The organism is Pseudomonas sp. McL0111, assembly GCF_052567255.1.
Genome location: NZ_CP199585.1, coordinates 1,530,826 through 1,553,585, shown reverse-complemented (window position 1 = coordinate 1,553,585; position 22,760 = coordinate 1,530,826). Strand labels below are relative to the sequence as shown.

The 22,760-nt window shown below is 56.8% G+C and carries 23 protein-coding genes; 3 read left to right on the top strand and 20 right to left on the bottom strand.

The features are described 5' to 3' along the window. Positions 1 to 2: 2 nt before the first annotated feature. The 20 genes from ACTWLJ_RS07015 to rpmH form a co-directional block, all read right to left on the bottom strand. Positions 3 to 779 carry a DeoR/GlpR family DNA-binding transcription regulator gene (locus ACTWLJ_RS07015; RefSeq protein WP_401213004.1) on the bottom strand — a complete coding sequence of 259 codons (777 nt, stop codon included), beginning with the start codon at positions 777 to 779 and terminating at the stop codon, positions 3 to 5. Between the two features lie 156 nt (positions 780 to 935). Continuing rightward, entirely contained in the window at positions 936 to 2,303 is a 1,368-nt protein-coding gene (gene glmU, locus ACTWLJ_RS07010) for a bifunctional UDP-N-acetylglucosamine diphosphorylase/glucosamine-1-phosphate N-acetyltransferase GlmU (RefSeq protein WP_445180344.1), read from the bottom strand. 116 nt (positions 2,304 to 2,419) lie between these two features. After that, positions 2,420 to 2,845, bottom strand: a complete 426-nt coding sequence (locus tag ACTWLJ_RS07005) for a F0F1 ATP synthase subunit epsilon (protein WP_007954164.1) — start codon at positions 2,843 to 2,845, stop codon at positions 2,420 to 2,422. A gap of 44 nt (positions 2,846 to 2,889) precedes the next feature. Beyond that, on the bottom strand, positions 2,890 to 4,269 hold the full coding sequence (atpD, locus tag ACTWLJ_RS07000) for a F0F1 ATP synthase subunit beta (protein WP_445180343.1): 1,380 nt from the start codon (positions 4,267 to 4,269) through the stop codon (positions 2,890 to 2,892). A gap of 27 nt (positions 4,270 to 4,296) precedes the next feature. Continuing rightward, positions 4,297 to 5,157: a F0F1 ATP synthase subunit gamma gene (atpG, locus tag ACTWLJ_RS06995; protein ID WP_008084419.1), complete on the bottom strand. Its 861-nt coding sequence runs from the start codon at positions 5,155 to 5,157 to the stop codon at positions 4,297 to 4,299. 50 nt (positions 5,158 to 5,207) lie between these two features. After that, the gene (atpA, locus tag ACTWLJ_RS06990) at positions 5,208 to 6,752 is read right to left on the bottom strand and encodes a F0F1 ATP synthase subunit alpha (protein ID WP_445180342.1); all 1,545 of its coding nucleotides are present in this window, start codon (positions 6,750 to 6,752) and stop codon (positions 5,208 to 5,210) included. Positions 6,753 to 6,773: 21 nt separating this feature from the next. Then, positions 6,774 to 7,310 (bottom strand): F0F1 ATP synthase subunit delta, encoded by a 537-nt coding sequence (locus ACTWLJ_RS06985; protein WP_007911956.1) that lies wholly within the window; start codon positions 7,308 to 7,310, stop codon positions 6,774 to 6,776. A 12-nt stretch (positions 7,311 to 7,322) separates the two neighbouring features. After that, on the bottom strand, positions 7,323 to 7,793 hold the full coding sequence (locus tag ACTWLJ_RS06980; protein ID WP_007954149.1) for a F0F1 ATP synthase subunit B: 471 nt from the start codon (positions 7,791 to 7,793) through the stop codon (positions 7,323 to 7,325). 59 nt (positions 7,794 to 7,852) lie between these two features. Next, positions 7,853 to 8,110, bottom strand: coding sequence for a F0F1 ATP synthase subunit C (gene atpE / locus ACTWLJ_RS06975; protein ID WP_003097235.1), 258 nt, complete (start codon positions 8,108 to 8,110; stop codon positions 7,853 to 7,855). Positions 8,111 to 8,245: 135 nt separating this feature from the next. Continuing rightward, a complete protein-coding gene (gene atpB, locus ACTWLJ_RS06970; RefSeq protein ID WP_445180341.1) occupies positions 8,246 to 9,115 on the bottom strand; it encodes a F0F1 ATP synthase subunit A in 870 nt (289 codons plus the stop codon). 16 nt (positions 9,116 to 9,131) lie between these two features. Further along, complete coding sequence (locus tag ACTWLJ_RS06965) at positions 9,132 to 9,539, bottom strand: F0F1 ATP synthase subunit I (RefSeq protein ID WP_445180340.1); 408 nt, start codon at positions 9,537 to 9,539, stop codon at positions 9,132 to 9,134. Between the two features lie 148 nt (positions 9,540 to 9,687). Then, complete coding sequence (locus ACTWLJ_RS06960; RefSeq protein ID WP_401221634.1) at positions 9,688 to 10,560, bottom strand: ParB/RepB/Spo0J family partition protein; 873 nt, start codon at positions 10,558 to 10,560, stop codon at positions 9,688 to 9,690. 9 nt (positions 10,561 to 10,569) lie between these two features. Further along, entirely contained in the window at positions 10,570 to 11,367 is a 798-nt protein-coding gene (locus tag ACTWLJ_RS06955; protein ID WP_007911909.1) for a ParA family protein, read from the bottom strand. A gap of 18 nt (positions 11,368 to 11,385) precedes the next feature. Continuing rightward, positions 11,386 to 12,030: a 16S rRNA (guanine(527)-N(7))-methyltransferase RsmG gene (gene rsmG, locus ACTWLJ_RS06950; RefSeq protein ID WP_445180339.1), complete on the bottom strand. Its 645-nt coding sequence runs from the start codon at positions 12,028 to 12,030 to the stop codon at positions 11,386 to 11,388. Continuing rightward, positions 12,027 to 13,925: a tRNA uridine-5-carboxymethylaminomethyl(34) synthesis enzyme MnmG gene (gene mnmG / locus ACTWLJ_RS06945; RefSeq protein ID WP_445180338.1), complete on the bottom strand. Its 1,899-nt coding sequence runs from the start codon at positions 13,923 to 13,925 to the stop codon at positions 12,027 to 12,029. The genes rsmG and mnmG overlap by 4 nt, the downstream gene beginning before the upstream one ends. Before the next feature lie 551 nt (positions 13,926 to 14,476). Then, positions 14,477 to 15,847 (bottom strand): tRNA uridine-5-carboxymethylaminomethyl(34) synthesis GTPase MnmE, encoded by a 1,371-nt coding sequence (gene mnmE / locus ACTWLJ_RS06940; protein ID WP_445180337.1) that lies wholly within the window; start codon positions 15,845 to 15,847, stop codon positions 14,477 to 14,479. An 81-nt stretch (positions 15,848 to 15,928) separates the two neighbouring features. Next, positions 15,929 to 17,611, bottom strand: coding sequence for a membrane protein insertase YidC (gene yidC, locus ACTWLJ_RS06935; protein ID WP_445180336.1), 1,683 nt, complete (start codon positions 17,609 to 17,611; stop codon positions 15,929 to 15,931). Positions 17,612 to 17,613: 2 nt separating this feature from the next. Further along, a complete protein-coding gene (gene yidD / locus ACTWLJ_RS06930) occupies positions 17,614 to 17,859 on the bottom strand; it encodes a membrane protein insertion efficiency factor YidD (RefSeq protein WP_010465488.1) in 246 nt (81 codons plus the stop codon). After that, complete coding sequence (gene rnpA, locus ACTWLJ_RS06925; protein WP_445181329.1) at positions 17,852 to 18,253, bottom strand: ribonuclease P protein component; 402 nt, start codon at positions 18,251 to 18,253, stop codon at positions 17,852 to 17,854. Before rnpA ends, yidD begins: the two co-directional genes overlap by 8 nt. Before the next feature lie 16 nt (positions 18,254 to 18,269). Then, complete coding sequence (gene rpmH / locus ACTWLJ_RS06920) at positions 18,270 to 18,404, bottom strand: 50S ribosomal protein L34 (protein ID WP_003213577.1); 135 nt, start codon at positions 18,402 to 18,404, stop codon at positions 18,270 to 18,272. Positions 18,405 to 18,971: 567 nt separating this feature from the next. On the opposite strand from rpmH, the gene dnaA reads away from it, so the two are divergent. From dnaA to recF, 3 genes are read left to right on the top strand one after another with little or no spacing between them, the layout of a single operon-like run. Then, on the top strand, positions 18,972 to 20,495 hold the full coding sequence (gene dnaA / locus ACTWLJ_RS06915; RefSeq protein WP_445180335.1) for a chromosomal replication initiator protein DnaA: 1,524 nt from the start codon (positions 18,972 to 18,974) through the stop codon (positions 20,493 to 20,495). Positions 20,496 to 20,534: 39 nt separating this feature from the next. Beyond that, positions 20,535 to 21,638: a DNA polymerase III subunit beta gene (gene dnaN / locus ACTWLJ_RS06910; protein WP_445180334.1), complete on the top strand. Its 1,104-nt coding sequence runs from the start codon at positions 20,535 to 20,537 to the stop codon at positions 21,636 to 21,638. Positions 21,639 to 21,652: 14 nt separating this feature from the next. Beyond that, positions 21,653 to 22,756 carry a DNA replication/repair protein RecF gene (recF, locus tag ACTWLJ_RS06905; RefSeq protein ID WP_053125303.1) on the top strand — a complete coding sequence of 368 codons (1,104 nt, stop codon included), beginning with the start codon at positions 21,653 to 21,655 and terminating at the stop codon, positions 22,754 to 22,756. The last annotated feature ends 4 nt before the right edge of the window (positions 22,757 to 22,760 follow it).

The following is a 22,760-nucleotide window of genomic DNA, read 5'->3' as shown; positions in this document are numbered from 1 at the left end:
GCTTATTTCTCCTGACTGACAGCCGCGCAAATCACGCTGATACCGCGGGCCTGAATCTGATCCCTTGCCTCTTGGGGCAGGCGATCATCGGTAATTAGGGTATGGACGCTGCTCCATGGCAGCTCCAGATTGGGAATCTTGCGACCGATCTTGTCGGCCTCGACCATCACGATGACTTCCCGCGCCACGTCGGCCATTACCCGGCTCAGACCGAGCAATTCATTGAAGGTGGTGGTGCCGCGCACCAGATCGATGCCATCAGCGCCGATAAACAATTGGTCGAAGTCGTAAGAGCGTAGTACCTGCTCGGCGACCTGCCCCTGAAAGGACTCCGAATGCGGGTCCCAGGTGCCGCCGGTCATCAACAGGACGGGCTCGTGTTCGAGTTCGCTCAAGGCGTTGGCGACGTGCAGGGAATTGGTCATCACCACCAGACCCGGCTGCTGACCGAGTTCCGGGATCATTGCGGCGGTGGTGCTGCCGCTGTCGATGATGATGCGTGCATGCTCGCGAATACGTTTCACCGCAGCACGGGCAATCGCCTGTTTGTATTTGGAAACGCTGAGGCTGGTCTCGGCCACCAGTTCCTGCGGCATGCTGATTGCGCCGCCATAACGGCGCAGCAACAAACCGTGGCTTTCCAGCGCGGCGAGATCCTTGCGAATCGTAACTTCGGAGGTTTCGAAGCGCTTGGCCAGTTCATCCACACTGACTTCTCCCTGCTCGTTGAGCAAGGCGAGGATGTTGTGACGGCGCTGGGGCGTGTTGCGTTTCGACATGGTAGCTTAAGTTTCGATTCGAAAGATAACGGAAGCAATCAAAACCTATCGGCCGCAAATCGTCAAGACGTCGTCATAAAAAATCGCAGCCCCGACAGCCCTGTAGGAGCTGCCGAAGGCTGCGATCTTTTGATTTCAAAAACGACTGTGGATAACTCAGCCCTTTTTGATTTTCTCCGGCCGTTTCCAGCCATCGATATTCCTCTGACGCGCCCGACCTACTGCCAACTGCTCGTTATCCACATTCTGGGTAATGGTCGAGCCGGCTGCCGTAGTCGCACCGTCAGAGATATCCACAGGCGCGACCAACGAGTTGTTGGAGCCGATGAACACATCTGCGCCCAACACGGTTTTCCACTTGTTGGCGCCATCGTAGTTGCAGGTGATGGTGCCGGCGCCGACGTTGGTGCGTGCACCGATTTCGGCATCGCCCAGATAGGTCAGGTGCCCGGCCTTGGCGCCCTCGCCCATGTGTGCGTTCTTCAGTTCGACAAAGTTACCCACATGGGCGCGTGCTTCAAGCACAGTACCGGGGCGCAGACGGGCGAACGGGCCGGCATCACTGCCTTCGCCCATAATCGCGCCTTCGATATGACTGTTGGCTTTGATCACCACGCCTTTACGCAGCGTGCTGTCCTTGATCACGCAGTTCGGGCCGATGATAACGTCGTCTTCGATGACCACATTGCCTTCGAGGATGACGTTGATGTCGATCAGCACATCGCGACCGACGATCACTTCGCCACGTACATCGAAACGCGCCGGATCACGCAGGGTTACGCCTTGGGCCATCAAGCGACGACCTGCGCGCAACTGATAGTGACGCTCAAGCTCGGACAACTGCTTGCGATCGTTGGCGCCCTGCACTTCCATCGGATCATGAGGCTGTTCGGTGGCAACCACCAGACCATCACTCACTGCCATCTCGATTACGTCGGTCAGGTAATACTCGCCCTGGGCGTTATTGTTCGACAGCCGGCTCATCCAGTCGGCCAGATGACTGGCAGGCACCGCAAGAATCCCGGTGTTGCCTTCGGTGATCTGGCGCTGGGCTTCGCTGGCGTCTTTGTGTTCGACGATAGCGGCAACCTTGCCGTCGGCGCTGCGCACGATGCGTCCGTAACCGGTCGGGTCTTCCAGTTCAACGGTCAGCAAGCCCATCTGGCCTGGAACGACCTGCTTGAGCAGACGCTGCAAGGTTTCGACTTCAATCAGGGGCACGTCACCGTAAAGGATCAGTACGGTGTCGGCGGTAATGAACGGTACAGCTTGGGCGGTGGCGTGACCGGTACCCAATTGCTTGTCCTGCATGACGAAATTCAGGTCGTCTGCCGCCAGACGTTCACGTACCACTTCGGCACCATGTCCGATGACGACGTGGATGCGCAGTGGATCAAGCTGCCGGGCGCTGTGGATAACATGGCCAAGCATCGAGTTTCCGGCCACTGGGTGCAGCACTTTCGGCAGCGCCGAGCGCATACGGGTGCCTTGACCGGCCGCGAGGATAACGATTTCGAGAGACATGACTGGCTACCAATCCTGGGTGGTCAGCAACTGCGACCGGGTTTTGAATTCGGAAAAGAAAAAAGGGTAGCCGAGGCTACCCTTTTTAATCAATCACACAACAAGTCGCTGGCGAATTAACCGCCGAACTTCTTGCGGATCTGCTGGACGGTACGCAGCTGAGCTGCGGCCTCGGCCAGACGTGCGGACGCAGCTCCGTAGTCGAAATCTGCGCTCTTTTCATGCAATGCAGCTTCGGCAGCCTTGAGAGCTGCTTGAGCCTGAGCTTCATCCAGGTCGGCAGCACGTTGCACGGTGTCGGCAAGTACCTTGACCATGTTCGGCTGAACCTCGAGGAAACCACCAGAGATGTAGAACACCTCGGCTTCGCCACCTTGCTTGATCAGGCGGATCGGACCCGGCTTCAGATTAGTGATCAGCGGCGCGTGACCCAGAGCGATACCAAGATCACCCAGTGCACCGTGCGCAATCACCATCTCGACCAGGCCGGAAAAGATTTCCCCTTCCGCGCTGACGATATCGCAATGGACTGTCATAGCCATCTGATTGCCTCAACCTAATGAGCGCCCGTTGCCGGGCGCCAGGATTACAGTTTCTTGGCTTTCTCGATCGCTTCTTCGATGCCGCCGACCATGTAGAACGCTTGTTCTGGCAGGTGGTCGTAGTCACCGTTGAGGATGCCTTTGAAGCCAGCAATGGTGTCTTTCAGGGAAACGTATTTACCCGAGGCACCGGTGAAGACTTCAGCCACGAAGAACGGCTGCGACAAGAAACGCTGGATCTTACGAGCACGGTTTACCAACTGCTTGTCGGCTTCCGACAGCTCGTCCATACCCAGGATCGCAATGATGTCCTTCAGTTCTTTGTAACGCTGCAGAACGTACTGAACGCCGCGAGCGGTGTCGTAGTGTTCCTGGCCGATTACGTTCGGGTCCAGCTGGCGCGAAGTCGAGTCGAGTGGATCGACCGCCGGGTAGATACCCAGGGAAGCGATGTCACGGGACAGAACGACGGTGGCGTCCAAGTGGGCGAAGGTGGTCGCTGGCGACGGGTCAGTCAAGTCATCCGCAGGTACGTATACCGCCTGGATCGAAGTGATCGAACCTTCTTTGGTCGAAGTGATACGTTCTTGCAGAACGCCCATCTCTTCAGCCAGAGTCGGCTGGTAACCTACTGCCGAAGGCATACGGCCCAGCAGTGCGGATACTTCAGTACCGGCCAGGGTGTAACGATAGATGTTGTCGACGAACAGCAGAACGTCGTTACCTTCGTCACGGAACTTCTCGGCCATGGTCAGGCCGGTCAGTGCTACGCGCAGACGGTTACCCGGCGGCTCGTTCATCTGACCGTAAACCAGTGCCACTTTGTCCAGAACGTTGGAGTCCTTCATCTCGTGGTAGAAGTCGTTACCCTCACGAGTACGCTCACCCACACCGGCGAACACGGAATAACCGCTGTGCTCGATGGCGATGTTACGGATCAGTTCCATCATGTTTACGGTTTTGCCTACACCGGCACCACCGAACAGACCGACTTTACCGCCTTTGGCAAACGGGCAAACCAGGTCGATAACCTTGATGCCGGTTTCCAGCAGGTCGTTGCCGCCTGCCTGTTCAGCGAACGAAGGCGCTGGACGGTGAATGCCCCAACGCTCTTCGGTGTCGATCGGGCCAGCTTCGTCGATCGGGTTACCGAGGACGTCCATGATCCGGCCCAGAGTCGCTTTACCGACCGGTACGGAGATGGCTGCGCCAGAGTCGGTAACTTCCAGACCGCGCTTCAAGCCTTCGGTGGAACCCATCGCAATGGTACGAACCACGCCGTCGCCCAGCTGCTGCTGAACTTCCAGAGTGGTGCCGGCATCGCTTTGTACTTTCAAAGCGTTGTAGATGCTCGGTACGCTGTCGCGTGGAAATTCCACGTCGATAACGGCGCCGATGATTTGAACGATACGTCCGCTACTCATAGCTGGATCCTCTGAATATTTGAACCGTTAAACCGCGGCAGCGCCGCCGACGATTTCCGAGATCTCTTGGGTGATCGCAGCCTGACGCGCCTTGTTGTAGATCAGCTGCAAATCGCTGATCAAATCACCGGCGTTGTCGGTAGCGTTCTTCATCGCGATCATCCGCGCAGCTTGTTCAGCCGCGTTGTTCTCGACCACCGCCTGGTAGACCTGCGACTCCACGTAGCGAACCATCAAGCCGTCAAGCAGCTCTTTGGCGTCCGGTTCGTAGAGATAGTCCCAGTGGTGCTTGAGATCCTGATCCGGGGTTGCCACCAGTGGAATCAACTGCTCCACGGTAGGCTGTTGCGTCATGGTGTTGATGAACTTGTTGGACACCACGGACAGGCGGTCAATACGGCCGTCCAGGTAGGCATCCAGCATCACCTTGACGCTGCCGATCAGATCATTGATCGACGGCTCTTCACCCAGGTGGCTGATAGCTGCAACGACGTTACCGCCGAAGTTGCGGAAAAAGGCCGCACCCTTGCTACCAACAACACACAGATCAATCTCGACGCCGTTTTCGCGGTTTACCGCCATGTCCTTGACCAGGGCCTTGAACAGGTTGGTGTTCAAGCCGCCGCACAAACCACGGTCACTGCTCACTACGACATAACCGACACGCTTGATTGCGCGGTCGATCATGAACGGGTGGCGGTATTCCGGGTTGGCGTTGGCCAGATGCCCAATTACCTGGCGGATACGCTCCGCATAAGGACGGCTAGCAGCCATGCGCATTTGTGCCTTGCGCATTTTGCTGACCGCCACTTTTTCCATGGCGCTGGTAATCTTTTGCGTGCTTTTGATGCTCGCAATCTTACTGCGAATCTCTTTTGCGCCTGCCATGTAACACCTATCAGGTTAGCAAGCGGGAGCCTTGCGGCTCCCGCTGCGGCTTACCAGGTTTGGGTGGCCTTGAACTTCTCGATACCGGCTTTCATGCCAGCATCGATATCGTCATTGAAGTCACCTTTCACGTTGATCTTCGCCATCAATTCGGCGTGATCGCGGTTGAAGAAAGCAATCAGCGCTTGTTCGAAGCTGCCGATCTTGGCGATTTCAACGTCGGTCAGGAACCCACGCTCAGCGGCATACAGCGACAGCGCCATGTCAGCAATCGACATTGGAGCGTATTGCTTCTGCTTCATCAGCTCGGTAACGCGCTGACCATGCTCAAGTTGCTTACGGGTCGCTTCGTCCAGGTCAGAAGCGAACTGGGCGAATGCCGCCAGCTCACGGTACTGAGCCAGAGCGGTACGGATACCACCGGACAGCTTCTTGATGATCTTGGTCTGAGCGGCACCACCCACACGGGATACCGAAACACCGGCGTTCACTGCAGGGCGGATGCCCGAGTTGAACATGGCCGATTCCAGGAAGATCTGACCGTCGGTGATGGAAATCACGTTGGTCGGAACGAACGCGGAAACGTCGCCAGCCTGGGTTTCGATGATTGGCAGTGCGGTCAGGGAACCGGTTTTGCCGGTCACTGCGCCATTGGTGAACTTCTCTACGTATTCTTCCGAAACGCGGGATGCGCGCTCCAGCAGACGGGAGTGGAGATAGAACACGTCGCCTGGGTAAGCTTCACGGCCTGGTGGACGGCGCAGCAGCAGGGAAATCTGGCGGTAAGCCACTGCTTGCTTGGACAGATCGTCATAAACGATCAGCGCGTCTTCACCGCGGTCGCGGAAGAATTCACCCATGGTGCAACCGGAGTACGGTGCCAGGAATTGCAGCGCAGGAGATTCCGAAGCACTGGCAGCCACGATGATCGTGTTGGCCAGGGCGCCGTTTTCTTCCAGCTTGCGAACCACGTTGGCGATGGTCGATTGTTTCTGACCGATTGCTACGTAGACGCAGAAAATGCCGCTGTCTTTCTGGTTGATGATCGCGTCGATTGCCAGAGCGGTTTTACCGATCTGACGGTCGCCGATGATCAGCTCACGCTGGCCACGGCCGACAGGGATCATGGCATCGACAGCCTTGTAGCCAGTCTGTACAGGCTGGTCTACCGACTTACGCCAGATCACGCCTGGAGCAACTTTCTCGACCGCGTCGGTCTCGGTGTTGCCCAGAGGACCTTTGCCGTCAACTGGGTTACCCAGTGCGTCGACTACGCGACCCAGCAGTTCCTTACCAACAGGAACTTCGAGGATGCGGCCGGTGCACTTGGCGCTCATGCCTTCAGCCAGAGACTGGTATGCGCCCAATACAACGGCACCTACGGAGTCCTGCTCCAGGTTGAGGGCCATACCGTAGACGCCGCCCGGAAACTCGATCATCTCGCCGTACATTACGTCGGCCAGACCGTGAATCCGCACGATGCCGTCAGATACGCTGACGACAGTGCCTTCGTTACGGGCTTGGGAGGTCACATCGAGCTTGTCGATGCGGCCCTTGATAATTTCACTTATTTCGGAAGGATTGAGTTGCTGCATTGCTCTGCTGCCCCTTCAAACTCAAGATTTCAATGCTTCGGCAAGTTTCGCGATTTTGCCGCGAATCGAGCCATCGATAACCAGGTCGCCGGCGCGGATTACGACACCACCTATAAGGGCAGCATCCTCCGCAACTTGCAGGCGCACTTCCCGGTTGAGTCGTGCACTGAGAACCTTGGCGAGTTTGTCTTGCTGTTCTTGGTTCAATGCAAAAGCACTGGTCACTTCAACGTCTACCGATTTCTCTTGTTCGGCCTTGTACAGGTCGAAAAGAGCGGCGATCTCCGGCAGAAGCGGGAGACGGTCGTTTTCGGCAACGACGTTAATGAAGTTCTGAGCCTTGGCATCAAACTTGTCGCCGCACACGTCAATAAACGTGGCGGCCTTTTCTGCGCTCGTCAGTCGCGGGGCCTTGAGCACGCGCTGCATGGTGTCATCTTGTGACACCGCTGCAGCCAGGCCGAGCATGGCTGACCAATTGGCCAGTTGCTGGTGGGCCTGAGCGTGCTCGAAGGCCGCCTTAGCGTAAGGTCGGGCCAACGTGGTCAGTTCTGCCATGATCGCCCTCGCTTAGATTTCAGCAGCCAGTTGGTTAACCAGCTCTGCGTGCGCGTTTTGATCGATTGTGGCACCCAGGATCTTCTCGGCGCCGCCGACAGCCAGCAAACCCACTTGGGCACGCAGCTTGTCTTTGACACTGTTCAGTTCCTGTTCGATCTCGGCTTGAGCCTGAACCTTCACACGGTCAGCATCGACACGGGCCTTTTCAACGGCCTCTTCGACAATCTGGTTACCGCGTTTCTTGGCTTGCTCGATGATTTCAGCTGCCTGAGCTTTCGCTTCGCGCAGTTGTTGACCCGCTTTCTCTTGGGCCAACTCCAGGTCGCGAGCTGCTCGGCTGGCAGCGTCCAGACCATCAGCGATCTTCTTTTGACGTTCGTGCAGAGCTGCGATGACCGGAGGCCATACAAACTTCATGCAGAACAGTACAAAAATCAGGAACGCAACGGACTGGCCAATCAGGGTCGCATTAATGTTCACGCCAACACCTCGCAGTTACGTTGTCCATCACATCAAATTACTCGGAAGAATCCGGGTAATTAGCCAGCGATCTGACCAACGAACGGGTTCGCAAAGGTGAAGAACAGAGCGATACCAACACCGATCATGGTTACGGCGTCGAGCAGACCGGCAACGATGAACATTTTAACTTGCAGCATTGGAACCATTTCTGGCTGACGCGCTGCGCCTTCCAGGAACTTGCCGCCCAGCAGGCCGAAACCAATTGCGGTACCCAGTGCGCCCAGGCCGATCAACAGTGCAACAGCGATAGCGGTTAGACCAACTACAGTTTCCATCTTTCCTCCCGACTTTTACGTCGTATGGTTTAGGTTTTTTTAATTTAAAGCGGGTAAAACAAATCGTTTCAGCGGCCCCGTCAGGAGCCCCCTCCCGTTTGACGGGGAGGGACATCAGACTAGTCGAAACCAGTCTTAATGGTTTTCTTCGTGCGCCATCGACAGGTAGACGATGGTCAGCATCATGAAGATGAACGCCTGCAGCGTGATGATCAGGATGTGGAACACAGCCCACGCCCACTGCAGAACAACGCCCAGGCCGCTGAGCCAGAGCAGGCCGCTGCCGAACATCACAGCGATCAGAATGAACACCAGCTCGCCGGCATACATGTTGCCGAACAGACGCAGAGCCAGAGAGATCGGCTTGGCGATCAGGGTCACGAATTCCAGCAGGAAGTTCACCGGGATCAGCAGGGCTTGAACGAAGATGTTCTTGCTGCCGAACGGGTGCAGGGTCAGTTCGCCGATGAAGCCGCCGATGCCCTTGACCTTGATGCTGTAGAAAATGATCAGTGCGAAAACCGAGAGCGCCATGCCCAGTGTCGCGTTCGGGTCGGTAGTCGACACGGCACGGAACGGGATGTGGTGGTCGCCGGAGATCAGGATGGCCAGCTGAGGAATCCAGTCGACCGGTACCAGGTCGACGGCGTTCATCAGGAACACCCAGACGAAGATGGTCAGTGCCAACGGTGCAATCACCGGGCTACGGCCATGGAAGCTGTCTTTCACGCTGCCATCGACGAATTCGACCAATACTTCAACGAAGTTCTGCAAAGCACCAGGCTGACCGGAAGTCGCCTTCTTTGCCGCCATGCGGAAAAGAAGAACGAAGATCAGACCCAACGCGACCGACCAGCCGAGGGTATCGACGTGGAAAGCCCAGAAGCCCATTTCTTTGGCTTCTGCTGCGGTATGGGCAAAGCCCCAGCCGCCGTTAGGTAGCTGACCGAAGGTCAGGTTCTGCAAGTGGTGCTGGATATAGCCCGAAGCGGTTGTTTCTGCCATGGTTGCCTCAAACGCCCTAAGGTCTCGAAAGTCTTGTTCTCATCAGCAGGGGAGCGAACCAGCTGACTGACTGAGTCAGCACGAAGACACCGAATACTGCTATCGGCGCCAATGGCTTCACACCTGCAAACACCAGTGCAAACAGCACTGCCGTCAAAATCAATTTGCCTGCCTCGCCGGCATAAAAAGACCGGACGATGGACTGGGCTGCTCGGGCGCCGGAAAACCGAAATGCCTTGTGAGCGAAATAAACATTGGGCAGCAAGGCTATCAGGCCTCCGCAAAGTCCCGAGTATCCGGCTACGACTCCGTGCCATTGCCAAAGCGCCAAAGCAGCAATGAGCAAAACGACAAACTGAGCCATCAACACCGGAAAAACTGCCATGCGATGGAACGGCAGGCGGTTTGGCTTGCGGGTTTCCATCACTATTGCTCTCCAATGGTCGGCTGCCAGAATTCAATAACTTGGCATAATTTGTGCCGACAAAATGCGCGCAGAGTATAGGGGCGGTTCTGCCCCTATTCAACTGTCAGGTAGTGATTTCCGACTGCGCGCTACATGAGGAAATGTTTCAGCGGATGTGCGCGAGCACACCCTGAAGCTCATCGAGGGAGTTGTAACCGATCACCAACTGACCTTTTCCCTTCTTGCCGTGGCGAATCTGCACCGCAGAGCCTAGGCGCTCGGCCAGGCGCTGTTCGAGGCGAGCGATATCCGGGTCTGGTTTTGCTGCTTCCACAGGCTCCGGTTTACCACTCAACCACTGGCGAACCAGTGCCTCGGTTTGGCGCACAGTCAGGCCTCGTGCGACAACATGTCGCGCCCCTTCCACCTGCTGATTCTCCGGCAGACCGAGCAATGCACGGGCATGACCCATTTCCAGGTCACCGTGGGACAGCATGGTCTTGATCACTTCAGGCAACGCAATCAAGCGCAACAGGTTGGCGACAGTGACACGGGACTTGCCCACAGCCTCGGCGACCTGTTGCTGGGTCAGCTGGAATTCCTGCTGCAAGCGTTGCAGGGCAATCGCTTCTTCGATCGGGTTCAGGTCTTCGCGCTGGATGTTCTCGATCAGCGCCATGGCGATCGCGGTTTCATCCGGCACATCGCGAACCATCGCCGGGATGGTTTCCTGGCCAGCCTGCTGGCTCGCACGCCAGCGGCGTTCACCAGCGATGATTTCAAAACGACCTGCGCCGATTGGGCGGACCACAATCGGCTGCATGACGCCTTGCGCCTTGATCGAATTCGCCAGTTCTTCCAGCGCCTGCGGGTCCATGTCCCGGCGCGGCTGATATTTGCCGCGCTGGATCAGGTCCAGCGGCAGGTGCTGCAACTCGCGCTGATCGGCCTGAACTGCCTGCTCTTCCAGAGAGCTGACAGTCGGACCGCTCAGCAGTGCATCCAGTCCACGTCCGAGACCTCGTTTCTTGACGGCCATGGGGATTCCTTAAGTTGCCTGAGCGGCGGCGATGCGTGAATTTTTACGCTGACGGCGAACCATCTCGCCCGCCAGGGCCAGGTAGGCCAGCGCGCCGCGTGATTGCTTGTCGTAGGCCAGAGCCGGCATGCCGTAACTCGGGGCTTCGGCCAAGCGGATGTTGCGCGGGATCACCGTGTCGTACAGCTGCTCGCCGAAGTGTTCCTTGAGCTGCGCCGAAACATCGTTCATCAGGCTCAGGCGCGGGTCGTACATGGTCCGCAGCAGGCCTTCGACCTTGAGATTCGGGTTCAGCAGTTCGGCGATACGCTTGATGTTATCCACAAGGTCGCTCAAACCTTCGAGCGCAAAGTACTCGCACTGCATGGGGATAATTACCCCGTCGGCGGCAACCAGTGCGTTCAGCGTGAGCATCGACAGCGACGGCGGGCAGTCGATCAGAATGTAATCGTAGTTTTCGCGGATCGGCGCCAGCGCACTGCGCAGGCGGCTTTCCTTCATCTGCATTTCCAGCAGAACCACTTCGGCGGCAGTCAGGTCGCGGTTGGCCGGCAGCAGTTGATAACCACCGTGTTCGGAGTAGTGCATGGCCTGAGCCAGATCGCATTCGCCGATCAGCAGGTCATAAACCGAGTTTTCCAGGCCGTGTTTATCCACACCGCTACCCATGGTGGCGTTGCCCTGTGGATCGAGATCGATCAACAGCACCCGGCGCTTGGTCGCGACCAGCGATGCTGCGAGGTTGATGCAGGTGGTGGTCTTGCCCACACCACCCTTTTGGTTCGCTATCGCGAATACCTTAGCCATTCTTGCTTGTGTTCCCAATCATGCCGTGCGGCGCAGTATCAGCAGATGGCGTTGGCCTTGGCAACCGGGTACGGCCAAGGCGTGTTCGCTATCGAGGTGGAAGTCTGCCGGCAATGCTACCAGCTCATCGGCCGGATGAACGCCCTTCATTGCCAGCCAGCGCGTATTGGTGTCGCCGAGGTGGCGAGTCCAGTTGCTGAAGTTCTCCATGCTGCTGAAAGCCCGGGAAATGATCCCGTTGAATGGCTGTGCAGGCTGGAAAGATTCGACGCGGCTGTGGATAACTTGCAGGTTATCCAGTTTGAGTTCGAGTTTGACCTGGGTCAGGAAGCGGGTTTTCTTGCCGTTGCTGTCCAGACAGGTCACTTGCGAGTCGGGAAACAGGATCGCCAACGGAATCCCCGGCATGCCGCCGCCGCTGCCGACGTCGAGCCAGCGGCCGTTTTCGATAAACGACATTACGCTGAGACTGTCGAGCAAGTGCCGCGAAACCATTTCGTCGGGATCGCGCACCGCAGTCAGGTTGTAAGCCTGGTTCCATTTGATCAACAGGGCCAGATAACCCAGCAGCAATTCGTGCTGGGTTTCACTCAGATTGATCCCGAGTTCACGGGCTCCTGTGGATAACTCTTCGGCGTGTTGCGAAGTGACCTTAGAACTCAAGCGCTTTGCTCCAACTGACGGCCCGCGCCGCGTTTTTTCAAATGAATCATCAACAGCGAAATCGCTGCCGGGGTCACGCCCGGAATCCGCGAAGCCTGACCCAGCGTCTCGGGACGAGTCGCGCCGAGCTTGCCCTGGATCTCCTTGGAGAGACCGGAAATGTTGGTGTAATCGATATCCACAGGCAGTTTCGTGTCTTCACTGGCGCGCAGACGGGCGATTTCGTCCTGTTGACGGTCGATGTAACCGGCGTATTTGGTTTTGATCTCGACCTGCTCGGCAACCTGTGGATCTTCGGCGCCGTGCCCGGTCACTTCGACCAGACCAGCGTAGTCGATTTCCGGACGGCTCAGCAGATTGAGCAAGTTGTACTCGTGGGTCAGCGGCGTGCCGAATTTTTCAGCAATCGCATCGCCCTGTTGCGTGCCCGGGCGAACCCAGGTGCTTTTCAGGCGCTGCTCTTCAATTTCGATACTTTCGCGTTTCTTGCAGAAGGCCGCCCAACGCGCGTCATCGACCAGACCCAGCTCGCGACCTTTTTCGGTCAGACGCAGATCGGCGTTGTCCTCGCGAAGAATCAGGCGGTACTCCGCACGGGAAGTGAACATGCGGTACGGCTCTTGGGTACCGAGGGTGATCAGGTCGTCGACCAACACGCCGATGTACGCCTCATCGCGACGCGGGCACCAAGCTTCTTTGCCCTGCGCGCGCAGCGCAGCGTTGGCCCCGGCCAGCAACCCCTGGGCGCCGGCTTCTTCGTAACCGGTGGTGCCGTTGATTTGCCCGGCGAAGAACAGACCGCCAATGACTTTGGTTTCCAGGCTGTACTTCAGATCACGCGGATCGAAGTAGTCGTACTCGATGGCATAACCCGGACGCACGATGTGCGCGTTTTCCATACCGCGGATCGATTGCACGATCTGCAATTGCACGTCGAACGGCAAGCTTGTGGATATCCCGTTCGGGTACAGCTCATGGGTGGTCAAACCTTCCGGTTCGATGAACACCTGATGGCTTTCCTTGTCGGCAAAGCGGTGGATCTTGTCTTCGATCGACGGGCAATAACGCGGGCCAATGCCTTCGATCTCGCCGGCAGCGGAATACATCGGCGAACGGTCGAGGTTCGCGGCAATGATTTCGTGGGTGCGGGCGTTGGTGTGGGTAATCCAGCAACTGACCTGCCGTGGATGTTGTTCTTTGTTGCCCATGAACGACATCACGGGAATCGGCGTATCGCCCGGTTGCTCGCTCATCACCGAGAAATCCACAGACCGGCCGTCAATGCGCGGCGGGGTCCCGGTTTTCAGGCGACCCACACGCAGCGGCAGTTCACGCAGGCGGTGAGCCAGGGCAATCGACGGCGGATCACCGGCGCGACCGCCGGAAAAATTCTGCAAACCGATGTGGATAAGTCCACCGAGGAACGTACCAGTGGTCAACACCACGGAATCTGCGAAGAAACGCAGACCCATTTGGGTGACAACACCGCGTACTTGCTCCTGCTCGACGATCAAGTCATCGGCTGCCTGTTGAAATATCCACAGGTTCGGCTGGTTTTCGAGGATTTCGCGGACAGCGGCTTTGTAGAGAATCCGGTCAGCTTGCGCACGGGTCGCCCGTACGGCCGGGCCTTTGCGGCTGTTCAACACACGAAACTGGATGCCGCCCAGATCGGTAGCCGTGGCCATCGCGCCGCCGAGGGCATCGATTTCCTTGACCAGATGGCTTTTGCCGATGCCACCGATGGCCGGGTTGCAGCTCATTGCACCGAGGGTTTCCACGTTATGCGTCAGCAACAGGGTTTTTGCCCCCATACGTGCTGACGCCAGTGCTGCCTCGGTACCGGCATGACCGCCGCCGATGACGATCACTTCAAAACGGGAAGGGAAATCCACCACGCACCTCGTGCCTGCTTAAGTAGGTAATTCAGGAATAGTTTGAGATCAGGTTTCTGAACCTGGTCGACAAGTATAGGGACTTCGCCCTTCCTAAAGAACCCTTTGCACAAAATTTAACCAGCTGTGGAGAACTCGCGGTTAAAAGAATAAAAAAGAAAGAAATTTATAAAACCTTTGTTTTTATGTTTATTTTTACTGGGGCACCTTTCTGTGGATAGATCTCTACAGGCCTTTATATTCAATATGTACAGAGATTCAAAACCCTGTGTCCATGTGCCAATAAGGCCCTTGGATAACCGGTCTAAGCCTGTGGATGAATGGGATGGTTATCCACAGGCACGGTTATATCCAGTTTTCAGGCCCTGTTATCAACTGACCTCAGTGGCAGTTATTCACAGGGCTTAATCCACAGAAAATCGTTGATTGAAGGAATTCCAGACACGAGAAAAGCGCTCGCCTGAAGATTCAGTCGGGCACTCGGGTTGGTTTATTTGGAAAGGGAAAACAAAAACGGGCCCGAATGGGCCCGTTTGAATGCAGCGGCTGAGTTACTTACCGATGCAGAAGCTGGAAAAGATCCGTCCCAGCAGATCATCGGAGCTGAATGCCCCGGTGATTTCACCGAGCGAATGCTGTGCCTGACGTAAATCTTCAGCCAACAGCTCGCCGGCGCCCGCCAATGTCAGCTGAGCGCGGCCATGTTCCAGTGCAGAACTGGCATGACGTAATGCTTCCAGATGCCGGCGTCGCGCACTGAAGCTGCTTTCCGACGTCTGTTCATAGCCCATGCAGGCCTTGAGATGATCGCGCAGCAACTCCAGGCCTTCACCGGCCGACTTTGCGCTCAGGCTGATGGTCACGTGGCCATCGGTACAGATTTCCAGGGCAATCGCCTCCCCGGTCAGGTCAGCCTTGTTGCGGATCAAGGTAACTTTTGCCGGATCGGGACGGGTTTCGAGGAATTCCGGCCACAAGGCGAACGGATCTGCAGCTTCAGGAGCAGTGGCATCCACCACCAACAGCACGCGATCTGCTTCGCTGATGGCTTTCAATGCGCGTTCCACGCCGATCTTTTCCACCTGATCATCGGTATCACGCAGACCAGCGGTATCCACTACGTGCAGCGGCATGCCATCGATGTGGATATGTTCACGCAAAATGTCCCGGGTGGTGCCGGCAATCTCGGTAACGATTGCGGCTTCGCGACCGGCCAAGGCATTCAACAGGCTGGATTTGCCGGCATTCGGCCGGCCTGCGATCACTACGGTCATGCCGTCGCGCAGCAACGCACCCTGCCCGGCTTCGCGCAGCACGGTGGATAACTCGTCGCGTACCTTGTCGAGCATGCTCAGCACGTGGCCATCGGCGAGGAAGTCGATTTCCTCTTCCGGAAAGTCGATTGCAGCCTCGACGTAAATGCGCAGACCTATCAACTGCTCAGTAAGGTTATGCACACGCTGGGAAAACGCGCCTTGCAAAGAACGCAGGGCATTGCGCGCCGCTTGTGCAGAACTGGCCTCGATCAAGTCGGCAATCGCCTCGGCCTGGGCCAGGTCGAGTTTGTCGTTGAGGAAGGCTCGCTCGCTGAATTCGCCCGGCCGGGCCAGACGACATCCCAGTTCCAGGCAACGTTTGAGCAACATATCCAGAACGATCGGGCCGCCATGACCCTGTAATTCCAGCACGTCTTCGCCGGTAAACGAGTTGGGGCCGGGGAAATACAGCGCCAGACCTTCATCCAGCACTTGCCGGTCATCACTGAAAAACGGGCCATAATGCGCATATCGCGGTTTCAGTTCGCGGCCACTGATGGCCTGCGCCGCGGCACTCGCCAACGGCCCGGAAATACGGACGATACCCACACCGCCTCGGCCTTGGGCAGTGGCAATGGCAGCAATGGTTTCACGAGGTACGCTCATAAACCGGAATCCAGACAAAAGTGACAGATAGCAAAACGCCCCACTAGGGGGCGTTTTGAGTGGTGTTATCCACAGTGCAAGTTACGCCTCGGCTTTTTTCGTCGCCGCTTCGATCTTACGCGTGATGTACCACTGTTGGGTGATCGACAGGCAGTTGTTCACAACCCAGTACAGCACCAGACCAGCCGGGAACCACAGGAAGAAGAAGGTGAAGATGATTGGCATCATTTTCATGACCTTCGCCTGCATCGGATCCGGAGGAGTCGGGTTCAACTGCTGCTGGATGAACATGGTCGCGCCCATGATGATCGGCAGAATGAAGAACGGGTCCTTGATCGACAGGTCAGTGATCCACAGCATGAACGGCGCTTGGCGCATTTCCACGCTTTCGAGCAGAACCCAGTACAGCGAAAGGAAAACCGGCATCTGCACGAGGATCGGCAAGCAGCCGCCCAGTGGATTGATCTTCTCTTTCTTGTACAGCTCCATCATGGATTGCGACATTTTCTGCCGGTCATCACCATGTTGTTCTTTCAGTGCGGCCAGTTTTGGAGCAACAGCACGCATGCGCGCCATCGATTTGTAGCTGGCAGCCGACAGAGGGAAGAACAAGCCTTTGATCAGCATGGTCAGGAAGATGATCGACCAGCCCCAGTTACCGACAATGGCGTGGATATGTTGCAGCAACCAGAAGATTGGTTGAGCAATGAACCACAGAATGCCGTAGTCGACAGTCAGTTCCAGACCTGGGGACAACTCTTTCAGAACTGCCTGGCTTTTCGGACCTGCGTAAAGAATAGCGCTGGTTTCAACTTTGGCACCTGGAGCAGCGGTCAGTGTAGGACCGGTGTAACCGATGATGTAGTTGCCTTTGCTGTCTTTACGGGTCTGGACGATGTTGTTTTCGCCCTTCTCCGGAATCCATGCAGTCACGAAGTAGTGTTGCAGCCATGCTACCCAACCACCGGTGACGGTTTCTTTCAGTTGGGCCTTGTCCATGTCCTTCATGGACACTTTCTTGTACGGCTCGGAACTTGTCCACAGGGCAGCGCCGAGGTACGTCGCAGTACCGGTCGCTGTTGTGGACGATGGATCACCGCTGGCGTCGCGTTTCAACTGGGCAAACATTGCCCCGTTCCACGGCTGAGCGCTCTGGTTATCCACAATGTAGGACACGTTTACGTCATACAGGCCACGTTTCAGAGTGAAACGCTTGATGTAATTGACGCCGTCCTTGCTGAACTTGAGGTCTACGACCAGTTGGTCCTGACCGTCAGCCAGTTGATAAGTCTTCTTCTCCGAGGAGTAAACCGGACGACCGGCCGGATTTGCATCCGGGCCGTTGGTGCCGATCAGACCACTTTGTGCCAGATAAACACGCTCGCCGCCGTTATCGAACAGCTGGAACGGAACATCAGGACGATCCTGGCGACGTGGATACAGAGGCAAAGTCAGTTGAGCAACATCGCCACCTTGTGGATCGATCGCGAGATCGAGCACGTCGGTTTTGATCTGGATCAGATCCTTGCTGGCAGCGACCGGAGTTTCGGCAGGTGCGCTGGTATCGTTTGCGGCGCGTGGAATGTCGTCACTGGCAGCAGCATTATTGCCAGGAACGGTATCCGGCAGGCCAGATGTGGTCGTACTGGAAGCAACATTCTGAGTCGGCAAGGCAGCCTGGCCATAGTCCTGGTTCCATTTAAGAACCATAACGTAAGCCACGATTGCGAGGGCGACGATCAGGATCGTGCGTTTGATATCCATGATTACTCGGCCATCGAAGAAGAACGGGAGGTAGGGATAGGCGGAACCGGGTCATAACCACCGGGATTCCACGGATGACAGCGACCTAAACGACGAAAGGTCAGCCAGCCACCGCGCAGAAGGCCATGATTTTCGATGGCTTCATACGCGTAGCAGGAACAACTGGGGTAGAAACGACAGTGACTGGCCATCAAAGGACTAATGGCGTAGCGATAAAACTGGATCGGAACGAGTGCCAGTTTACGCATCGGGACTGTCTACCCCTACAGTTTCGGCTTTGACTTCTGGAACAGGCTTGCTGCGTGCAAGACGTTTCCAGAGTTTGCCGAAATGCTGAATCAATTCGGGGTTCTCTACGTCACCCAAACCTTTGCGCGCGACGATAACTATGTCCCAGCCGACCAGAGAATCCTGGTGCAGGCGAAACGATTCGCGCATCAGACGTTTGAGGCGATTGCGCTCGACGGAGAGCTTTACGCTCTTTTTCCCGATAACCAGCCCGAGACGGGGGTGATCGAGATCGTTGTTGCGCGCAAGGAGCAGGAGATTTTTCCCCGGAACCTTGCCGGTAGGGGAGTCAAAGACTGCCTTGAAATGCCGGGGGGTAAGCAAACGCTTTTCCCGACTGAAGTCCTGACTCACCTCCAGTACCGGATTATCAAACTGCCAGACGCGCACGACCTTTGGCGCGACGACGCGACAGGACTGCGCGGCCGTTCTTGGTAGCCATGCGAGCACGGAAACCGTGGGTACGAGCGCGTTTGATAGTGCTTGGTTGGAAAGTACGTTTCATTGTCGTGTTACCTGGTTCGTCCACAACGGGCCGGAATGGCCCCCGTTTTAAGAGACCGGGGATTCTAGAGAAAGCAAGCCTTCAGGTCAATTTCCAACCAGCGTTTCCTTATAAATAGATCTGCACGGCTATTCGGGTCGAAACCCTGATCACTAGATATAGAAATAAAGAAGGGAATTATTTAAAGCTTTTCTGTAAAGCTTATAAAAGCTAGGGACGCCATCGTCTGTGGATAACTACCTTCAGCCGTTGTTTTACCTGATGTACAGAGAATGACAACTACAGTGGAAAACCGTGGTCAGCCTGTGCTGCGCTATCGGATAACCTGTGTGTGGAATGGCCTGTTATCCACAGGCTGGTTATCCACCGAGTTCAACCCCCAGTTGTCCAGTGCCCTTAGAGGCGGTTATCCACAGAGCTTATGCACACACCGTTGGTCGCCTTTTTCTGGTTCAACGCATTGATAAATCATGGGCGACGAGCAACCTGCATGTGGATAAGTGGGCGGCTCGCAGCTACAATGGCCGCTTGTTTTTGCCTCACCGGCTTTCAACTTAGGGGATATCCGTGTCAGTGGAACTTTGGCAGCAGTGCGTGGAGCTTTTGCGCGAAGAGCTGCCTGCCCAACAATTCAACACCTGGATCCGTCCACTACAGGTCGAAGCCGAAGGCGACGAGTTGCGCGTGTATGCACCGAACCGTTTTGTGCTGGACTGGGTCAACGAAAAGTACCTGGGCCGTGTCCTTGAACTGCTGGATGAGCATGGCAATGGCATGGCGCCTGCGCTTTCCTTATTAATAGGCAGCAAGCGCAGCTCGGCACCGCGTGCCGCTCCGAATGCACCGTTGGCCGCCGCGCAAGCTTCCCAGGTACAGGCCAATGCTGTGCCGGTCAGCTCGCCAGCGCCTGCCCCGACGGCAGCCCCGGCGAAACGTGCCACGCAGAAATCCGCCGAAATCAGTGAAGAGCCGTCCCGCGACAGCTTTGATCCGATGGCCGGTGCCAGTTCGCAACAGGCCCCGGTTCGCGCCGAACAGCGCACCGTGCAGGTCGAAGGCGCGCTCAAGCACACCAGCTACCTCAACCGCACGTTTACGTTCGAGAATTTCGTCGAAGGTAAATCCAACCAGCTCGCCCGCGCGGCGGCCTGGCAAGTGGCGGATAACCCGAAGCATGGTTACAACCCGCTGTTCCTTTATGGCGGCGTTGGTTTGGGTAAGACTCACTTGATGCACGCTGTGGGTAACCATCTATTAAAGAAGAACCCGAATGCCAAGGTCGTGTACCTGCATTCCGAGCGCTTCGTGGCCGACATGGTCAAGGCCCTGCAACTGAACGCGATCAACGAGTTCAAGCGCTTCTACCGTTCGGTCGACGCCTTGCTCATCGATGACATTCAGTTCTTCGCCCGCAAAGAGCGCTCACAGGAAGAGTTTTTCCACACCTTCAACGCCCTGCTTGAAGGTGGCCAGCAGGTCATTCTCACCAGTGACCGCTATCCGAAAGAAATCGAAGGCCTTGAAGAGCGCCTCAAATCCCGCTTCGGCTGGGGCCTGACGGTTGCCGTCGAGCCGCCGGAACTGGAAACCCGCGTCGCGATCTTGATGAAGAAGGCCGACCAGGCCAAAGTCGAGTTGCCGCACGACGCCGCGTTCTTCATTGCCCAGCGAATCCGCTCCAACGTCCGTGAGCTGGAAGGCGCGCTGAAACGCGTGATCGCCCACTCGCACTTCATGGGTCGCGACATCACCATCGAGTTGATTCGTGAATCCTTGAAAGACTTGTTGGCGTTGCAGGACAAACTGGTCTCTGTGGATAACATTCAGCGCACTGTCGCCGAGTACTACAAGATCAAGATCTCCGACTTGCTGTCCAAGCGCCGTTCGCGCTCGGTGGCTCGTCCGCGTCAGGTCGCCATGGCGTTGTCAAAAGAATTGACCAACCACAGCCTGCCGGAAATCGGCGATGTGTTTGGCGGCCGCGACCACACGACTGTTTTGCACGCCTGCCGCAAGATCAACGAACTTAAGGAATCCGACGCGGACATCCGCGAGGACTACAAGAACCTGCTGCGTACACTGACTACTTGATGAACACCAGCGCAGCTTATTAAGGCAAGGGACTAGACCATGCATTTCACCATTCAACGCGAAGCCCTGTTGAAACCCCTGCAACTGGTCGCAGGCGTCGTCGAGCGCCGACAGACCTTGCCGGTACTGTCCAACGTGCTGCTGGTTGTCGAAGGCCAGCAACTGTCGCTGACCGGTACCGACCTGGAAGTCGAGCTGGTTGGTCGCGTGCAACTTGAGGAGCCGGCTGAAACAGGTTCCATCACCGTGCCTGCGCGCAAGCTGATGGATATCTGCAAAAGCCTGCCCAACGATGCACTGATCGACATCAAGGTCGACGAGCAGAAACTGGTCGTGAAGGCCGGTCGTAGCCGCTTCACCCTGTCGACCCTGCCATCCAACGACTTCCCGACTGTGGAAGAAGGCCCGGGTTCGCTGACTTGTACTCTGGAGCAGAGCAAACTGCGTCGTTTGATCGAACGCACCAGCTTCGCCATGGCCCAGCAGGACGTGCGTTATTACCTCAACGGCATGCTGCTGGAAGTCTCGGCCGGCGTGATCCGTGCTGTGGCCACCGACGGCCACCGTCTGGCGATGTGCTCGATGCAGGCCGATATCGGTCAGCCGGATCGCCACCAGGTGATCGTGCCGCGCAAAGGTATCCTCGAACTGGCGCGTCTGCTCACCGAGCCGGACGGCAACGTCAGCATCGTGCTGGGTCAACACCACATCCGCGCTACCACCGGTGAGTTCACCTTCACCTCGAAACTGGTCGACGGTAAATTCCCGGACTACGAGCGCGTTCTGCCAAAGGGCGGCGACAAGCTGGTACTGGGCGACCGTCAGGCATTGCGCGAAGCATTCAGCCGTACCGCGATTCTGTCCAACGAGAAGTACCGCGGTATCCGTCTGCAACTGGCCAACGGTCAATTGAAGATCCAGGCCAACAACCCGGAGCAGGAAGAAGCGGAAGAAGAAGTGGGCGTCGAGTACAACGGCGGCAACCTGGAAATCGGCTTCAACGTGAGCTATCTGCTCGACGTGCTGGGCGTGATGACCACTGAACAGGTTCGCCTGATCCTGTCCGACTCCAACAGCAGTGCGCTGGTGCAAGAGTCCGACAATGACGACTCGGCTTATGTTGTTATGCCGATGCGCCTGTAATCAGCAGAAACTAGATGTCCTTAAGTCGCGTCTCGGTCACCGCGGTGCGCAATCTGCACCCGGTGACCTTCTCCCCCTCCCCCCGAATCAACATTCTTTACGGCGCCAACGGCAGCGGCAAAACCAGTGTTCTGGAAGCCATTCATCTGCTGGGGCTTGCCCGTTCGTTTCGTAGCACGCGGCTATTGCCGGTGATTCAGTACGAGCAGCTCGCCTGCACCGTGTTCGGCCAGGTCGAATTGGCCGAGGGCGGACATAGCGCTCTGGGGATATCTCGCGACCGTCAGGGCGAGTTCCAGATCCGTATCGACGGCCAAAACGCCCGCAGCGCTGCGCAACTGGCGGAGATCCTGCCGCTGCAGTTGATCAACCCAGACAGCTTCCGCTTGCTGGAGGGTGCGCCGAAGATTCGCCGGCAGTTTCTCGACTGGGGTGTGTTCCACGTCGAACCGCGATTCATGGCGACCTGGCAGCGCTTGCAGAAGGCCCTGCGCCAGAGAAACTCTTGGCTGCGGCATGGTACACTTGACGCCGTTTCGCAAGCGGTTTGGGACAGGGAACTGTGCCAGGCCAGCGCTGAAATCGATGAATACCGCCGCGCTTACATCAAAGCCTTGAAACCAGTCTTTGAACAAACCTTGAGCGAACTGGTTGAGCTTGAAGGTTTGACGCTCAGCTATTACCGAGGCTGGGACAAAGACCGGGAATTAAGTGCCGTACTTGCAGGTTCCCTACAGCGGGACCAGCAAATGGGTCATACCCAGGCCGGACCACAACGCGCTGATTTGCGTCTTAGATTGGGCGCACACAATGCCGCGGACATCTTGTCCCGGGGTCAGCAGAAGTTGGTGGTCTGTGCCTTGCGAATTGCCCAGGGGCATCTGGTGAGCCAGGCCCGACGCGGTCAGTGTATTTATCTGGTGGATGACTTGCCGTCCGAACTGGACGAGAACCACCGTCGCGCGCTGTGCCGCTTGCTGGAAGACTTACGCTGCCAGGTTTTCATCACCTGTGTAGATCACGAATTATTGAGGGAAGGCTGGCAGACGGAAACGCCAGTCGCTTTGTTCCACGTGGAACAAGGCCGTATCACCCAGACCCACGACCATCGGGAGTGAAGGC